The following is a 17,055-nucleotide window of genomic DNA, read 5'->3' as shown; positions in this document are numbered from 1 at the left end:
AAATACATTTAACTGAATATCAGCTAAGTTTCCTTCCATTATTATCCAATATATGGTGGGTTTATTAAGTGTTGTCTTTTTTAGAGTTTTTGAGGCCTTTATTTTTCAAGGTTCCAAAAAATACCACTTGACATTACACCGCTTGTCTCTTCTATAATATTACCCGCTTTTCCATGCGACAGCTGACAAATGCACTCGACAAGTCGCATGTACCAAAATTTATTTTGTCACCGCTGCTTCCTCTTCTCTCTCCTTTATAATAGCATCTGCTATTTGGAGGATATAATTTTCGAACGGTTCTCGTATATCTTCCCGTTTGAGGGCAAATTCTACTGTTGCTTTTAAAAAACCCAATTTGTCTCCTATATCATATCTTTTTCCCTCAAAATTGTACGCATACATATCCTCGTATTCCAGTAATTCTTTCAGAGCATCCGTAAGCTGTATCTCGCCACCCGCACCAGGTTTTAAATTTTCCAGTATGTCAAATACCTTAGGCGTTATTATATACCTTCCGAGAATAGCCATACGAGACGGTGCCACCTCTTTTTTAGGCTTTTCCACCAAATCCCTTACTTTAAAAAGATCTTTTTCTATTTCTTCACAATCTACGATACCATATTTGCTCACATCTTCATATGGCACCTCCTGAACACCTATAATGGAACACTGATATTTTTCATATTGCTCAATTAATTGTTTTAAAACAGGTTTTTTTGAATCCACCACATCATCGCCCAATAAAACAGCAAAGGGTTCATTGCCAACGAATGTCCTGGCGCAGTATATAGCATGCCCCAGGCCTTTTGCCTCTTTCTGCCTTATGTAGTGTATATCCACAAGATTCGTTATATCTTTTATCAGGTTCAAAAGCTCCTCCTGACCTTTTTTCTTGAGTTCCAACTCCAGTTCTACTGACTTATCAAAGTGGTCTTCTATGGAACGCTTGTTTCTACCTGTAATTATCAGTATATCTTCAATTCCCGAGTCCACAGCTTCTTCAACGATGTACTGAATAGTAGGTTTATCCACTATAGGTAGCATTTCTTTAGGTTGTGCCTTTGTAGCCGGCAAAAACCTCGTCCCAAGCCCTGCAGCCGGTATAACAGCTTTTCTGATCTTCATCACATATTCACTCCTTTATTCAGCTCCCAATTCCAGGCGGTTTGTATGATTTTTTCAAGATCCGTATATACAGGCTTCCACCCCAACTCTCTCCTTATTTTTTCAGAGCTGGCAATGAGCACCGCAGGATCTCCGGGCCTCCTATCGCTTTCTACCTTCTTTATACTTTTACCCGTTACTTTTTCTGCTACTTCAATTACTTGTTTTACTGAAAAGCCACTACCGTTGCCAAGGTTGTATACATTGGATCGGCCTTCTCTTAACGACTCAAGAGCCAGTACATGGGCGTCAGCGAGATCATTTACGTGTATGTAATCCCTTATGCATGTGCCATCAGGCGTATTATAATCAGTCCCAAAGATCTTTATATCTTCCCTTTCGCCCTTAGCTGCCTTTAATACCAGTGGTATAAGATGGGTCTCTGGGGTGTGATCTTCTCCTATGTCGCCTTTATCGTCAGCACCTGCTGCATTGAAGTATCTCAGCGCTACATACTTAAGCCCATATGCCATGTCGTAATCTCTCAGTATGTTTTCTATCATCAATTTGGTCCTGCCGTATACATTGGTGGGATTTAGCCGGCTATCTTCTTTTATGGGTACCTCTTCAGGTTCTCCGTATACCGCAGCAGTAGACGAAAATACAATCTTTTTTATCCCACAGTTTATCATCGCTCTTAGCAAAGAAATCGTACCTGATACATTATTTACGTAGTACATCTGCGGATCTTGCATTGATTCCCCCACAAGGCTGTGCGCCGCAAAGTGTATTACCGAATCTATCCCATATTTTTTTATTACTTCACACACCCTGGCATAATCTAAAATATCCCCGACTACCAGTTCCGCATCCTTTACCGCCCACCTGTGGCCTTTTGAAAGGTTATCATATACTACCACATCATAGCCCTTTTTTCTTAATCTTCTAACCGTATGAGAGCCTATGTAACCTGCTCCTCCTGTTACTAAGATCATGTTGTATCCCCTCCTTTACTCTTTTCGTTTTAGTTTTCTCATATATTATACCATACACATAAGCGTCGAAATGGCAAATGCATGAAAAAACTATTGACAAATCTTTTTTATAAGATTAAAATGTGTATAAACATACTGATTTACTTGGATTTTAATATATACAAATGGAGGTAATACAATGAATATTGCGAAAAACCTAACGGATTTAATAGGAAATACGCCTCTTCTGGAGCTCTCTAATTATAACAGGGAAAATCAGCTAGAAGCAAGGCTTATAGCCAAACTGGAGTATTTTAACCCCCTGTCCAGCGTAAAGGACAGGATCGGATACGCTATGATCAAGGACGCGGAGGAAAAAGGGCTTATTAACAAAGACACTGTTATAATCGAACCCACCAGCGGCAATACGGGAATCGCGTTGGCATTTGTAGCCGCCGCAAAAGGCTACAGGCTTATACTCACGATGCCTGATACCATGAGCATTGAAAGAAGGAATTTGCTCAAAGCGCTGGGAGCTGAGCTGGTCTTGACCCCAGGCATAGAGGGAATGAAAGGAGCTGTAAAAAAGGCGGAGGAACTAGCCGCACAGACGCCCAACTCATTTATTCCTCAGCAATTTAAGAATCCCGCAAACCCAGAAATACACAGAAAAACTACCGCGGAAGAAATCTGGCGGGATACCGATGGGCAGGTAGACATATTCGTAGCCGGCGTTGGAACAGGTGGAACGATAACAGGGGTAGGAGAAGTGCTAAAGCAAAGAAAACCTGATGTCAAAATTGTAGCTGTGGAGCCTTTTGATTCGCCGGTTTTGTCAGGCGGCAAACCCGGACCTCACAAAATACAGGGTATAGGAGCCGGTTTTGTCCCTGATGTGTTAAACAGGGATATCATTGATGAGGTCTTTAAAGTGAAGAACGAAGAGGCCTTTGAAACCTCAAGAAAACTGGCAAAACTTGAGGGTCTCATTGTTGGCATTTCCTCAGGAGCAGCGGCTTTTGCCGCCACGCAAATAGCAAAGAGGCCAGAAAACAAAGGAAAGATGATCGTGGTACTGTTGCCAGATACAGGTGAAAGGTATCTGTCCACACCTCTGTTTCAAGAATAAATAAGGTTTGGGAATGTAAGCGCAAGCTTACGTTCCCAAACCTATTTTTAAAATAACAGCAAGGGTGATGAAAGAATGAGTAATGGAGAAATAACCAGAGAATCAGCATTTACGCTATTAAAAGAGTACACAAAAAGCGAAAGCCTTATCAAACACGCTCTGGCGGTGGAAGCGGTTATGAAACACTTCGCGCGGTTGTTCAACCTCGACGAAAACGAGGTAACAAAGTGGGGTATAATCGGCCTATTGCACGATATCGACTATGAGATGTACCCACAACAGCATTGCAAGAAGGTAAGAGAAATACTGACACGCCATGGATACCCCGAGGAGTATATAAGGGCTATCGAAAGTCACGGCTACAATATCGTAAACGATGTAAAACCTCTGCACAAAATGGAGAAAGTGCTTTACACTGTAGACGAATTGACAGGATTTATCACAGCCGTGGCCATCTTGAGGCCAAGCAAGAGCCTATCCGACCTCAGTGTAAAATCTGTAAAAAAGAAATGGAAGCAAAAAAGCTTCGCCAGCGGTGTCGACCGCAGCGTGATAGAAGAAGGCGCAAAAATGCTGGAAATGGAACTGGATTACATAATCGAGCAGACCATCATAGGGATGCGGGAAGTGGCAGAAGAAATCGGCCTAAATGGAAACTGAAACAGTTAAAAGGCATTCATCGCTTTCCCCCGCCGATGCCACCACACACCCTTCAGGATCTACTATGAGACTGTTGCCCAGACTCACCAGCCCTATGTGGCTGCCCACCGCATTAGCCAGGAAAACATAAATTTTATTTTCTACTGCCCTGGCAATGGGTATGGCGCGATTTTTCTCTACCTTCCACCTGGCCTCTTGCGGCTTATAATAGTGGGCCGATATTATATACAGCATATCCACCCCTTGTTCTCTGAGGTGTCTTATTAACATAGGATCATTCTGATCCCTGCATATGATCACCCCTATCCTGTGGCCCGAAAATTCAAAGGATAACCTCTCGAAACCTGGCACAAAGTACTTCTCTTCAACCTCGGTGAGATGGATTTTATCGTAATTAAACTTACGCCCATCAGGTAAAATCACTGAAGCCCTATTTACAAATTTGTCGCCGTGACGATATCCATGCCCAACGATGACACCCACTCCAAGTTCTTTGCTTTTCATCCCGACACCACATAGTGCTTCATCTATTTTGTCGTTTATATCACCGTCTTCTAAATAGGATGGATTATAACCTGTAAGAAACATCTCAGGGAAACCTAAAAGGCAGACGCCTTCCCCTGCGGCTTTTTCCATACAATTATAGACCTTTGCCAAATTGTACTCTATTTTATCTCCTATGGACAGCTGAGCTACTCCGAATTTCAACTCGCTTTTTCTCTCCTTTCTTTAAAAATTATTCCTGTAGTGCTAAAATAGCTGCACCCAATGCCCCTACTATTTGCGGCTCCTCAGGGACGTACACTTTTTCCCCTATTTTCTGCTCTATAGCCTCTACCACTCCTCTATTTTTTGCCACTCCACCTGTCATCATATAAGCGCCTTTACGGCCTACTCTGTCAAGCAGGCCAATTGTTTTACTGGCCACCGAATTGTGCAATCCTTTTACTATATCCGCCCTCTTTTTATTCTGCGCAATAAGGGATATAACCTCTGACTCCGCAAAAACCGTGCATATACTTGTGATATTTATCTCCTCTGTCGCCTTTTGGGCTTCTTCCCCCATCTCCTCCAGCGGAATTTCCAGAGCTTTCGCCATAACTTCTAAAAACCGACCTGTCCCAGCCGAACATCTATCATTCATCACAAAATCCACCACATTGCCATGATCATCCAGCCTTATTACCTTGCTGTCCTGTCCACCTATATCTATGATAGTTCTTACGCTGTTGTTTAAAAAATACGCCCCTTTGCCGTGACATGTTATCTCGGTCACCTGTTTGTCGGCAAATGGGATGTTTATGCGCCCATAGCCGGTAGATACGACAAATGAAACATCATCTCGACTAATCCCGGCCTTTTCAATAGCCTGTGAAAAAGCCTTGTTGGCACTTTCCACTATGGATGCACCGGTAGGCACAACGCTATATGACAGGATATTATAATCCTCGTCCAATATAACCACGTCGGTGGATAAAGACCCGCTGTCCACCCCAGCTACTATTCTTTTGCCAGGCTTAGGCTTACGCAAAGACCCCCTGAACTCACCTTTTCCTCTTAATGATTCCACAAAAGCGCTCACCCTGGTCATTAACTGTCCCTCACCGTCTCTGGTAAAATCACTTTCTATTTTCAAAATGGGAAAATGCCAATTGTCTTTTATATAAGAATACTCATATGAATAAAACTCGCAGAACTTTATAGTGTGGTACACAATACCATCTACATTTGCCATTATATCCTCCAACACATCCCTCCTTCTGTCAATATCCGCCATGCGCATGCATGGAATAGAGCGCATAAGACATCCAGCGTACCATTCTATCATTTCCTGCTCTCCTGCTGACTTATCAAAAAGCGACGTATATTCCAGCAAGTCTCCAGTACACGTATAATTCAATACCTCATCTGCCCCCGCATCTTTAATCAAATCCACAAGGTGAGAACTGCACCTGGCACCCATTATGGCCAGACTTACACCTTTGCGCACTTTAGGTTTATTGGCCTGTGTAGCATTCTGCTCTATCCACATATATTCTTTAAAATCCTGGACGTTAAACTTTTTGCCGTAGAAGTCTGCAAAAGCCTGTATTAATTTTTTTATTTCACAGGCATACACAGCCACCGCCTGATCTCCACTTTTCCTGGGCAAATCCAGCATGTACACCATCATATCCTCTTTCGCGCTTTTCAGGACATCGTACAGCCGCCTCGCGCTGTCACAGCAATTTACAAGGACTATGCCATCGTATCCGCCCCTGACTACCTCTGAAAGCACTCCTTTCACATATGTACACATATTTGGGTGCATAAGGGCTTCGGCCACTTCATTATCAATATACCACGGTTCAATACGCCTGCACTCAACACCCATGCTTTCCAAAAGCTTCACAGGCGTATATTTACATATATACCCTACGGTCATAAACACTCCTCCTGCTTACCTATCATCTCTAAAAAAGCCTCCAGCCTGGTATTTACCTGCCCTTCATGGTGGTTGCGCCGATCCGCCCCATCTCCATCCAGGACGAGAAACGGTATGCCCCTTTTATCCAGCGCCTGCTTTAACAGCATCATTCCCCCCACTGACTGCTTACATCCCCACTGGCAGAAGTGTATTACACCGTCGGGTTGCAACCTGTCGATTATATTCATTATGCTGCCTATCTTCCTCTGATAAGGCCCATTGCCGTGGTTGAGGATCATTTTTCTGGCCAGTGCTCTGTACGGGTTATCACAGTCCATTTCCTCCAGATAGTCAAAGTTCAGGTCAAGGCCCAAGATTTCATACTGTCGGCTGTAATTAAAATACCGCTTTAACCCATGGGGATAAAAGGGCACGATGTGTACCCAAAACACCCTCTTAGCCTTGCTGTCGGGAAAGCTTTGCATTTCATCCATCAGCATCTCAAAAAATTTCAAGGTTTGGTGTGTCCCCATAAATGTATGAGTCACAAATAACATATACATCTCCAGCGTCAGAGTGGTAGGATGGCATTTATACCTTAGGGCATCGATATACCTATTCATATAGGCGTGAGTCTTGTTTTCCCTCTTTATTACCTCTTTCAGCCTATCCTCATCCATTTTTTTGCCCGTAACCTGCTCCAGCATCTTCACCATCTCCCTGAGCTGCTCTTCTAAATAACTGACGCTCTGGGAGCTGTACTCAAACGGCACGTCGATAGAGTACATGGGCACATGGTGATACTGCGCAAGGTACCTGAACGTGCTTATGTTGGCATCACACAGCATGGACGACGTGATCATGAACTTAGGCTTGGGCAAGAGGTCGGTTAAAGCGGCCCCTATAAACCCTTTATGGTAGCTACAAAGGGTATCAGATATCCCAGACCGTTGAGCATAGTCTATGTACACATCTTCGCATTGAAAACCCACGAGAAAAGACGAAAAGGCCTCTATACACAGAGGATATATGTCCATGGCATGAAGTATTTCGGTGGGGGCAAACAAGTTGACCCATGCAGATTGATCACTATGTATCAGTGGATTTAATACAAACTCTACGCCTATTTTATTCAGGTAATTGAAGGATTTGGGCACATGCTTGTCCCCAGATAGAGAAAAAAAGATCTGTTCTGCCTTTAATCCCAATACGATGAGCTTTCTGGCCTTCTCGGGGTCATTTACATTCTTTTTTATCCATCTTGTATAGGCATCTACTAAATTCATTGCGATGACACTCCTGTAAAAGATAATAACTGTAAAGAATCTTTTGTCTATACTGCAAAACCTTATACTGTTTTCTTTTGCATATTTCTATATCCTTTTACGGGGCCTTTCAGAAATTGTATAACTTCTGAAGGCTTTAAAAGGACATTACGATCGGTATACTTTCCTTTATCCTCTTCGCGATTCATATCCATGTATTTTGTCATGTTTTCAAAACCTCTAATATTTGTATTTTCCCAACTGAGCATGGTCTTTAACTCCTTAAATCTCTCTATGTCCCATAAAGTAGTTGCACCATTTTTTTCTTCAGGCGGTAAGTTCTCTAATATAAATTTTTCAAATGCTTTTATGTATTTATTAAAATCCATCTTAAGGGTAATACCAATTTCCCAATAATCTCCATTAAACAACCTTTTATATTTTCTTCCTACATCAGTTAAATATAATACAGGGGTTATCTTCACAGAGCCTAACCCTAATGGCTTTCCGAGACCTAATTTATGGTAACAATTATGAGGTAGTGATATAGCAAACAACAATGCACCTAATTCTATATCGCTCAAATTTTCAAATGATATCCTTCCTTTAAATTTAACATGCTCTTTAATTGGGGTTATTTCATTTAACACCTTCATATTTATATTATTTCTTCCATCCAGCTTCCAGTTTGCTAATCTTTTATGCCAATATAACTTATATCCCCTTATTTTAGCGTCAGACTCCCAATGATTTAATTTCTTTATATCATAACCCATGTTCAAATCGTAGTTCTGTTCAAGGTATAATTGAAAAGATGTAGGTTTAGGTGTAGATAATACTTTTGTATATGATCTCTCGCAAAATATGTCTTTACCTATAAAACTCTCGTCCAATTCCGCATCTTCAAAAAATACCCTTGTTGCAAATTCGCTTTCGTTTCCAAATAAAGCTGTAGCAATATCGTAACCATTTCCTTTACTTTGCTGTTTTACGTGTTCTCCTATAGACTTTTCATATGAAATTCTAAAATAAGCTGTATGGCCAAACGATATTCTTTCTTTGCCTTCTTTGTCTTTCCACGTCACATAAAAGCATGGTATCAGCCTTTCTCCTCCCTTATCTCTACTATTATCAACATAACTTACTATATCAGGTGCTTGTCTATTTTCATCGTTTTTATAGGAATGGATATCCTTCTCGCAAACATGTATCTTTTTATCCTCATCCGGTTCGTTTATTATCCATACCCTTTTCACATTTTTACTTCCCTTTCCCTTTAAACCTCTGGGAATAATTACACATCTACCGTCATCTAAAAATTTGTAATAGTCTTTACAACTCGAAACACCAATACCTATTTTATTTATATCACATCTACTATATTGCTTATTGTTTTCATTGTATTTGGCGGGAATAATGTAATAACGCACTCCTTCTTTAGTAAGGTATCCTGCATTAAATTTATAATCCTCACCACCGGTATTTTTATTTTTCTTTCCTATTTTTTCAGCATATAAATCTCTTAAATTGCTTTTATCTGCAAGGCCGCGATAATAGAGGTATCTATCGTCATAAAACTTAAATTCACTATAGCTCATGATCTCAACTAAAGTCCTGATCATGCCTCTTACACTGCTACCCGGAATTTTATATATTCCGCCTGGCGAAAAAAATTCAGGTATATCTTTACTTTCTTTGCTTACATCGGAACTTATTCCCCTTATATAGAGCGGGGTAATAGTCTCCAGCTCATAATCAATATAGCCCGTATTTAAATTCTCATGAAACTCGTCGAAACTACACGGTGTGCCAATTTTAATAACATAATCATTAAGCGGCACAAAATTATATGGTGCTGTAGCAAAAGATTTTATAAAATGCTTGTCTTCCTGAGCATTCGAATAACGCTTATTATCTAAACCTTTGCGCTTTGGTGACGTAGGAGAGCTCCTGCCCTTAACGTCAGTTTCTATATAAGCGCCTCTGTCGATCAACTTTTTACCTTCACAAATTATCTCCACAATTTTGTCATTTTCCATGTATAATTCACAGCTTTTATTGTTCATATCTAACGTAACTTTTGCGCCATGTGGTATATCAATCGTCACGATTCCCACGCGGACTTTTCCCACTATTTTGCCGTCTTTTTCTCTTAAGTCGGTTAAAATTGCATCGTATTTATTCATTGTTTATTTTAATACCTCCTCTCCGTAAAGTCTACAAACCTACTATCTATAAAACCTGCTTGCCCTACTTCGTTAAATCCAATATAGTTACGCGTTTTTATAAAATAATCTGTATCTGATGATTTAAACTTTAATGGCAGTATAAGCTTAATACCTCTGTTATCTTCAAGCTTTATCCAATCGTCGTTAAGCTTTGTAACGCGGTTTCCCCATACTTTGTGTTCGGCATCTATGTATTCAATGTTACCGTTATTATTTTCATCATCTATTATGCGTTTTCTATACATATTTTCCTTAAAACTATAGAGGTAAATTTCCTTTCCTTTATTGAATATCCTCCCTTTTAAGAGGTATTTTACGTCTAACTTATCCCTATCGTAATACAATATATTGAAGTTTTCTATTTTACCGGCAACTATTTCATTTACCATAAAAAATATGACAAAACCCTCTCGGAAGTTATTTTCTTTCAATAAATCCAATATCTGACTATAGTCATTAAGGACTATCATATCACTCATCATATTTCTCACCTTCTCCCGGTACATATTTGACTAAATCCTCAACAAATTTGTTTAGCATGTCCTGGATTTGTTTTTCGCTTTCACCTCGGCTACCACACAACTTTATCTTACCGTCTTTTTCTGTAATATTTATTTTCATATCATTCACCCTTATATTAGCGCTTACTCCTTTCAGAATGCCTCTACCAATGCCTTTTTCGCCGCCAATAGCCAGATTTGAAGTCCATATATCTCTTAAAAGAAGTAACAATAAGCCAGCTTCCCAGGAATTTCTATCGCTAAAATTATCCAACGTTAATTTAATATTAACGATGCTATTGCTTCCCTTTACCCTCCACAGAGGCATAGTTTCAAATAGAGCTGATTTAATCGTTCCTCCTGTAAATCTGTCAACTTTTATCCTTCGTTGAATCTCCTGTTGCACATTTTTTATATATGTCTCTTCAATAATCAAATGGCTTTTACTTTTATTGGTATCCTTTATATCGCTGCTATCTGACATATACCCAAACAATATATTATTTAACGTCTTGCCATCCTTACCCATGGAATTTAATATTTTAAGGGACCTGGCTCTTAAAGCCCCTTTTACAGAGGAAGCCGGTAATATATTATACCCTCTACAACTAATATGCACTGCATCAGGCGCATCTGGATCTCTTGAATAAGACCTTATTATAAGGGAACTTTTGATATCGAATATGGCATCGATGGAAAACACATTGTTTTTAACAGAATACGTCTTAGTATTAAATATTTTTTCTCTTATATTCTCCCCTTTTTCTCTTTTAAGCCAAGATATTACATGGGAAGCTTTCGAATAATCATACTCATAGTAATTATCATCACAAAGCCTCACTCTTCCGAAGCCTTTTGTTGTCATTGCCCCTATATATATTTTTCCATTTCTTAACGCTCTTGCTATAAACGAAAGTATTTTTATAAAAATTTCCTTATCAAAACATTCCCGAAGGATTATCTCTAGTTTTAGATTAAAGACAGCGCCAGGTTCAACAATCTCATAATCGAATTTATTCTTGTCCACTACAATCCCTGTCTGCTGATTTATTTTTATGCCATCCCTTATAAAAATTCCGCTCATTTTATCTAGGGTTAAATCAGATATATACGTGGCACCTTGAACAAATTTTTGTCCTTTTTCTATACCATTGTCCTCGTTTTTATTTAACTTTTCTGAACCAAAGAAATAATAAACATTTTCCAAGTCATCCTCATCGACAATAGCCTTATCAAAAAAATAGTGCCTTATTGCACCACCAAAGGATGTTGCCGGTATATAAGGCATACCGTGCTCATCTTTTAAAACACATATATCTGGTTGTTGATTCTTTTCTCCACTTCCTATCAAAAGAGGTGAATCTAAGATAAGTTTACCTTCAACTATTATCCTTCCTTTTATTCTTGCGTCAATCATTGGAAACCATCTCTTTCTTTTCCTTATTATATTTTCTAAGTTCCCCGAAGAAATTTATCCAATATATTTTAAACAGCGTTTTAATGTCTTTGCACTCATCAATCTGCTCCTGAGTTAAAAATTCTCTCAAAGTCCCCCTATCTACCTGAATCAAATTATATATAGCGTTGCCCTCTTCAAGCTCTTTAATAAATTTACAATTGATTATAAACTCTAGAAGGGTTTGATTACCATTATGGCATTTCGTCAAACTGTCATAAGCCGGTTTATACCTTTCTCTCCTGTTTTCGTTATTCTCTTTGTCTCCCATACCTACCACTTTCTTCACATTCTTTATATATTCATCTTTATCACAATCCCGCGCCATTAATTCTAACCTGCCCAATAAGCTGTTTGCAGGTACTTTACCAGATTCTCTTTCAAATACCTTTGCCTCCTGTATTGCTGTGATCTCTACTTTCTTTTTCAACTCTTCTCTTACATTGTATTTTATTATATCAACTACCAATTGAGGTATTCTACCATTAGGCCTTACCACATAATCATTATCTTTCTCGCCCTTTACAAAACTATACTTTTCCTCAAATACATAATCCAGTTTTACCCGGCCAAAACCCTCATTAGTCCTTTCGCCTATGCCGTATAAAAGAACGCGCTGTAGCTCTTCTTCAAATTCCATTGCATCTTTCATAAACTCTATCACAAACGATGAACCAGCAGCATATGCCTTATCCAAAGGCTTTTTTGCCTGCCAAGCAGAATAGTAATTCTCTATTTCCATGCTTTTAGCTACATAGTTTTTTATATCGTACGTCTTTTCTCCAAAAACTTCATCAAGATACCTCTTAAGGCTGTGTATGGATATATCCGGATACCCATTGCCATTCAATAGAATGCACGGCGATGTAAAAGTAAGGACTACTTTGTTATCTTCAAGGTGTTCCGATTGAAATAATTCATCTTTTTTATACTCTTCAATTTCATGAAATGTCAATAGTGCACTGCCATATTCCACATTTTTTGATTTGCCTATCCTTATATTTCTCTCCTCTCCAACCAGCTCTCTCAATTGCTCCAGATCTTTTTTATCGCCATAAATTTCTCCTATAAATTTTTGCCCTGGTTCTATATACTCATAGTTGAAAATTTTACCGTCAACACTATGGCCTAAAAATTCGTCTCTCTCATTATGTACATTTATCCTTCTTTTCACATTCACGATTCTAGAGTTTTTCGTATTACTGAAATACCCAGAAATCGGTTCAGTCTGTTCCTCGGGTTCTAACAGGAAGACATTGTAGTATTTATCCCCTTTTTTATTTTGTTGAATATATAACGGAATAGGCCATGTTCTCTCATACTTTTTAGAAATCGTATTGACACATACGGCTATATAAGCATTCTCAAATATTAAATCACCTTTTATGAACCATCTGTAAAAAGTATCGTCTAAATGGGGATTGTCCAGCTTTTTCTGGTATTTATAAACCGCCGCAAGGACTCCGAGAACAGTACTCCCCGGGATATAATCCAGCGTTTCCGTTAAATTCCTTTCAGGATAACCCTCGCTTAATATGACAGGCGACTGTATCTGTATATCATATTGAATCTTGTACATCAAAACCTCGCCTCCAGTTCATCAACTACCTTTTGCGATAAATCTGTGTCTCCATCCAAAAGACGGCAATCTACCTCACCGTATCCTTTATGCCGCATCAAGCCAACGTGTCTTAAATTAATGCAAGAGAGGGCTAATAACTTTAGAACATCATCATCAGGATATATAAAATCCAAATATCCCTCAAACCTGAGTCCTCTTTTCAACGCCCTAATAGTCCTCAAACTGCCGTTTTCAGCTAAGCCCTCATTATCTATAGACGTATGTTGTCTTATTATCGTCATCGAATCGATAATGGTATCTTTGGAGATTATTCTTGATAACCTACGCGATTCAAGCAAATATTTTAACCACTGCCTTCCGATCTCGTAATCAGGCAGATATAGATTATTGAATATAACGACTCCGCTTTCATTATCTCCTGCCCTACCGAATGCCCTGTATATAACATCAACGTCGTTTAAAAAATTTAGACCTGATTGTCTAAACATGTCAATTACATTTACGGCGCTATGTCTTAAAAGGCCTTTAAATCTCTTAGAGGGAAAATAAGGTAATCCTATATCGTCAAAAACCACATCGGTATCTATCAAAGACCCCCATCCCTCGCCAGAACCTAATACGGTGGGTGATTCTAAAGTAATAACAACCTTATACGACCTCATCCTCATTACCTTCTTTCACTACTTCATCTAAGTCGAACAATTCATCAGGGTAATACTCCATAAGCTCAATCATATCAAAATAAGGAGTGACATCATTTGCAATACCAGAAGTATCATACGAATTCCCTGGTACCTCAAATAATTTATAACCTTTTATTTTCATATCTCTCTTAACAAATTTTTCTACTGCTTCTTTATCCGTAGCAAGTTTCGTTTGAAATTCTTTGACAATAGATCTCGGCCATTTTTTGAAATGTTTTACACCGTTAATAAGATGCTTTATCTCCTTCTCTCTAATAGAAGATGGCACTCTACCGTTGTATGCCACAAGATACGGGCCAAAATTAAGCTTCCAATCTTTTCTTTTATACTGCCTCTCTCTTATATCGCTCAAACTACCTGAAATTCCGGAATACGCAATAAAGAAATCAAGCCATGATGTGCCTCCATACTCTCTCGCCTTTTTTTTAGCATTTTTACACAATTCTTCGGCAAGGGTATATCCTCTGTAAAATGGATATTTGGTTTTAATAATAGCCACACCCGCGCAGGCAGTCATAGGTTCACCACAAATGTTGTTGCTTGAAAGAATCTCCAAAAGCCTTTTGGCAAAAAAGATACCCAGTCTTCCTTCACTTATAAGCGTTATATCGTCTCCTTCTATTAGTAAAGGCCGTATAGGAAGTATAAATTTCCCATTTTCTCTGCCTATTTTTATATTTGATTCCGGAGTTTCGACCAATTTCTGTGCAATAAGCCTTGCCTCTTTAAAAAGCGCTGTAATAGATTTTTTAACGACACTATCTACTTCAATGGAAAGCTTCCTTAACTTTACAAGGTCTTTTGTTTCTCTGAACTTTTGTCCCATCGAGTTGCCGTCTATGTGTATTATAGCTATATGATTATTGTCATTTTTTTGCTGACCTAACTTTTCAACATCTCTGGTAAAAATAAAATTTTCTCCTAGTGCTTCCTTATAGCACTTTTTTATATACTCTTGAGCCTCATCAGCATACTTTAATTTTTTATAAGCTACCGATGATATGTACCGGCCCTCATCTTCATCGTATATTTCTGCAGTTAAACCTGTATAAGGGCAATCTTCTGTAATTCCGTACTTTGAGAAGGTAACATTAGGAAAATAAAGACTCTTGTTTTCACTCATTTTGCAAAACAATTTATCCATGCTCTTTTGCACATCGTCCAGATCAAAATCTTCCACTATGGCAACGGCTGTAGATATACCAAGGTTGTCTCTTAACAAAAGCTTCGTCCAACTCCTCACAAACCCCTCAGCCAAATCACGACGTTTAAACAAGAGAAATGCGTTACCACCGCCAATATACCCTATTTCGAAATCAACACCTTCATTTTTTATCAAGACCTCTTCGGGTTTTTCTTTCCATAATTTTAAATTAATATCTGTACTAAATTGTTCTTTTAATGCTTCTTCCAGGTATTTCTTATATATATTTGAAACAATGTACGACGCCCCTATATTTATTTTTAATTCATTGCTTGAAAAGACATATCTCTGAATTGAAACGGTATCGAGAAGAACTGCAGTTACATTATACATCCTCTTCACCTTCACAATTTTTTAATATGGTTTTTGATAAAATTCCATAAATAATTGCGGTTAAGGTCGTATACACCAAGTACTTCCAGTGAATCTACCATCGATCCCGATATATCCCTCAAATCCTCTTTGACTACATCGGTTCTTAAATTCCCTTTATCGTCCTTGCCTAGACACGTTATCAGGATGGCCTTAGCCTCATCGCCACCAATCTGCTTGGCTCTATGAAGTACCTCAAAACCTTTTTCCTTGCAAATAAATTCTGTGGGATCGGTGGTACACGATATAACGCAGAGTTTATAACCATATAATATGACAACATCCACCTCGAAATCTTTATTCGCACCCGGTCGTTTTATTTCCAGATTAGTGGCTATCTTTATTTTACCTTTTTCATGATGTTCAGAATCAAATTTTTCACTAAATTCATCATCATTCTTTAAACCATCGCTGATTACTCGATAAACATAGCGCTCTAACCATTTGCCCCTCAAATATTCTTTAATCGGATATATCCTTTTTTCATATTCAGAATTACTCGTACTTTCTTCTGGTAACCATAAAGTACCATCTGATTTCATAATAGAAATATCCTCAGGAATCATAGACAAAATGATTTTCATATTGTCCGTCGTGTTGTTCAAGAACAGATCTTGTATATTTCTTTTTAATTCATCATTTTCAAAATTTTTCATAAACATTTTCTTGCTACTAATAAATTCCATTCTACCATTTCTTTCGTACAAAAAAACCTTGTTTACGAAATTTTTTATCCACTTATTTATGTATTCCTCTTCTAGTGTTCCCTTTTCTATCATTTCTTCAAATTTATCTAATATACTATCATAGAAAAAATTATCTTCTTTATTTTTCTTGCTTTTAGTATCTTTTTTATCATCCTTTTTGTATCCATGAAGCTCCAATAAATCATCAATTTTTACATCCACATATTCCTTCATGCTCATAACGCATTCCGATGGCATCCTATCAAAAATAAGTTCATCATTTCTAGCGTCTAAATACGAATACGTGCACCTATTACGAAAATGCTCTTCCATAAATTTGTACATATGAACAGCCATAGATTTTGTTCCACCTGTATAATTTAGGTTAAACACAGGGTTTTCTTTCAAATTGATCTTCCCCAAAAATTTAGTTTCAAGGTCGTTTACAATATCGTCACCCCTACTTGCATCAGTAAGCCCTACATATTCAAACTGAAGTATTCTAGCAGGGAATTCCTTTGTTATAACATCTTCGATATTATGTGCCAATTCATAGGTGCTCTCTTGTTTTATTCCTTCGTTTCTTTCGGAATAAATAAACCAAACACGTTTAAGATTCTGGTTTTCATTCAAGAAATACTTAAGCGTAACATAATTCGGCAACGGATTTGTTCCAATTAAAAATACAGCATCAGTAAATTTTATATTCATTATTCTCCCTCCCCAAAAACCCAAATTTAGTTTATTATGAAACTCCTTATTTCCTCCTTCCGCTATCTTTTAG

At 38.3% G+C, this 17,055-nt stretch carries 14 protein-coding genes; 2 read left to right on the top strand and 12 right to left on the bottom strand.

Going from position 1 to position 17,055, the window contains the following annotated elements:
• Positions 1-219: 219 nt before the first annotated feature.
• Both galU and galE read right to left on the bottom strand, forming a co-directional pair.
• Complete coding sequence (gene galU / locus BUB87_RS09620) at positions 220-1,125, bottom strand: UTP--glucose-1-phosphate uridylyltransferase GalU (protein ID WP_073344680.1); 906 nt, start codon at positions 1,123-1,125, stop codon at positions 220-222.
• Positions 1,125-2,099 (bottom strand): UDP-glucose 4-epimerase GalE, encoded by a 975-nt coding sequence (gene galE / locus BUB87_RS09615; protein ID WP_073344677.1) that lies wholly within the window; start codon positions 2,097-2,099, stop codon positions 1,125-1,127. The genes galU and galE overlap by 1 nt, the downstream gene beginning before the upstream one ends.
• Before the next feature lie 178 nt (positions 2,100-2,277).
• Between galE and cysK the strand changes: the two genes are divergently transcribed.
• Both cysK and BUB87_RS09605 read left to right on the top strand, forming a co-directional pair.
• Complete coding sequence (gene cysK / locus BUB87_RS09610; protein WP_073344674.1) at positions 2,278-3,207, top strand: cysteine synthase A; 930 nt, start codon at positions 2,278-2,280, stop codon at positions 3,205-3,207.
• Positions 3,208-3,282: 75 nt separating this feature from the next.
• The gene (locus tag BUB87_RS09605) at positions 3,283-3,867 is read left to right on the top strand and encodes an HDIG domain-containing metalloprotein (protein WP_073344671.1); all 585 of its coding nucleotides are present in this window, start codon (positions 3,283-3,285) and stop codon (positions 3,865-3,867) included.
• On the opposite strand, the gene BUB87_RS09600 is transcribed toward BUB87_RS09605, so the two are convergent.
• The 10 genes from BUB87_RS09600 to BUB87_RS09555 form a co-directional block, all read right to left on the bottom strand.
• Positions 3,853-4,575, bottom strand: coding sequence for a carbon-nitrogen hydrolase family protein (locus tag BUB87_RS09600; protein WP_073344668.1), 723 nt, complete (start codon positions 4,573-4,575; stop codon positions 3,853-3,855). The genes BUB87_RS09605 and BUB87_RS09600 overlap by 15 nt on opposite strands.
• Positions 4,576-4,603: 28 nt before the next feature.
• A complete protein-coding gene (locus tag BUB87_RS09595) occupies positions 4,604-6,292 on the bottom strand; it encodes an acyl-CoA dehydratase activase (RefSeq protein ID WP_073344665.1) in 1,689 nt (562 codons plus the stop codon).
• Positions 6,289-7,560, bottom strand: a complete 1,272-nt coding sequence (locus tag BUB87_RS09590) for a 2-hydroxyacyl-CoA dehydratase subunit D (RefSeq protein WP_073344662.1) — start codon at positions 7,558-7,560, stop codon at positions 6,289-6,291. Before BUB87_RS09590 ends, BUB87_RS09595 begins: the two co-directional genes overlap by 4 nt.
• Before the next feature lie 62 nt (positions 7,561-7,622).
• Entirely contained in the window at positions 7,623-9,725 is a 2,103-nt protein-coding gene (locus BUB87_RS09585) for a TIGR03986 family type III CRISPR-associated RAMP protein (RefSeq protein ID WP_073344660.1), read from the bottom strand.
• A gap of 8 nt (positions 9,726-9,733) precedes the next feature.
• The gene (gene csx19 / locus BUB87_RS09580) at positions 9,734-10,249 is read right to left on the bottom strand and encodes a type III-D CRISPR-associated protein Csx19 (RefSeq protein WP_159432396.1); all 516 of its coding nucleotides are present in this window, start codon (positions 10,247-10,249) and stop codon (positions 9,734-9,736) included.
• A complete protein-coding gene (locus tag BUB87_RS09575) occupies positions 10,239-11,684 on the bottom strand; it encodes an RAMP superfamily CRISPR-associated protein (RefSeq protein WP_073344654.1) in 1,446 nt (481 codons plus the stop codon). The genes csx19 and BUB87_RS09575 overlap by 11 nt, the downstream gene beginning before the upstream one ends.
• Positions 11,677-13,302, bottom strand: coding sequence for an RAMP superfamily CRISPR-associated protein (locus tag BUB87_RS09570; RefSeq protein ID WP_073344652.1), 1,626 nt, complete (start codon positions 13,300-13,302; stop codon positions 11,677-11,679). The genes BUB87_RS09575 and BUB87_RS09570 overlap by 8 nt, the downstream gene beginning before the upstream one ends.
• A complete protein-coding gene (locus tag BUB87_RS09565) occupies positions 13,302-13,967 on the bottom strand; it encodes an RAMP superfamily CRISPR-associated protein (RefSeq protein WP_073344649.1) in 666 nt (221 codons plus the stop codon). Before BUB87_RS09565 ends, BUB87_RS09570 begins: the two co-directional genes overlap by 1 nt.
• The gene (locus BUB87_RS09560) at positions 13,954-15,546 is read right to left on the bottom strand and encodes a hypothetical protein (RefSeq protein ID WP_073344647.1); all 1,593 of its coding nucleotides are present in this window, start codon (positions 15,544-15,546) and stop codon (positions 13,954-13,956) included. Before BUB87_RS09560 ends, BUB87_RS09565 begins: the two co-directional genes overlap by 14 nt.
• 11 nt (positions 15,547-15,557) lie before the next feature.
• On the bottom strand, positions 15,558-16,982 hold the full coding sequence (locus BUB87_RS09555) for a PDDEXK family nuclease (protein ID WP_073344644.1): 1,425 nt from the start codon (positions 16,980-16,982) through the stop codon (positions 15,558-15,560).
• Positions 16,983-17,055: the final 73 nt, after the last annotated feature.

This window comes from Caldanaerobius fijiensis DSM 17918 (genome assembly GCF_900129075.1).
Lineage (GTDB): Bacteria > Bacillota > Thermoanaerobacteria > Thermoanaerobacterales > Caldanaerobiaceae > Caldanaerobius > Caldanaerobius fijiensis.
Note: the sequence above shows the minus strand (reverse complement) of the source record. Positions and strands in the feature narration are given on the sequence as shown.

Coding starts and splice junctions, on each gene's coding strand:
- galE (WP_073344677.1), bottom strand. CDS start 2,099: ATGATCTTAGTAACAGGAGGAGCAGGTTACATAGGCTCTCATACGGTT.
- BUB87_RS09560 (WP_073344647.1), bottom strand. CDS start 15,546: ATGTATAATGTAACTGCAGTTCTTCTCGATACCGTTTCAATTCAGAGA.
- csx19 (WP_159432396.1), bottom strand. CDS start 10,249: ATGATGAGTGATATGATAGTCCTTAATGACTATAGTCAGATATTGGAT.
- BUB87_RS09570 (WP_073344652.1), bottom strand. CDS start 13,302: ATGTACAAGATTCAATATGATATACAGATACAGTCGCCTGTCATATTA.
- BUB87_RS09585 (WP_073344660.1), bottom strand. CDS start 9,725: ATGAATAAATACGATGCAATTTTAACCGACTTAAGAGAAAAAGACGGC.
- BUB87_RS09575 (WP_073344654.1), bottom strand. CDS start 11,684: ATGATTGACGCAAGAATAAAAGGAAGGATAATAGTTGAAGGTAAACTT.
- cysK (WP_073344674.1), top strand. CDS start 2,278: ATGAATATTGCGAAAAACCTAACGGATTTAATAGGAAATACGCCTCTT.
- BUB87_RS09555 (WP_073344644.1), bottom strand. CDS start 16,982: ATGAATATAAAATTTACTGATGCTGTATTTTTAATTGGAACAAATCCG.
- BUB87_RS09565 (WP_073344649.1), bottom strand. CDS start 13,967: ATGAGGTCGTATAAGGTTGTTATTACTTTAGAATCACCCACCGTATTA.
- BUB87_RS09590 (WP_073344662.1), bottom strand. CDS start 7,560: ATGAATTTAGTAGATGCCTATACAAGATGGATAAAAAAGAATGTAAAT.
- galU (WP_073344680.1), bottom strand. CDS start 1,125: ATGAAGATCAGAAAAGCTGTTATACCGGCTGCAGGGCTTGGGACGAGG.
- BUB87_RS09605 (WP_073344671.1), top strand. CDS start 3,283: ATGAGTAATGGAGAAATAACCAGAGAATCAGCATTTACGCTATTAAAA.
- BUB87_RS09595 (WP_073344665.1), bottom strand. CDS start 6,292: ATGACCGTAGGGTATATATGTAAATATACGCCTGTGAAGCTTTTGGAA.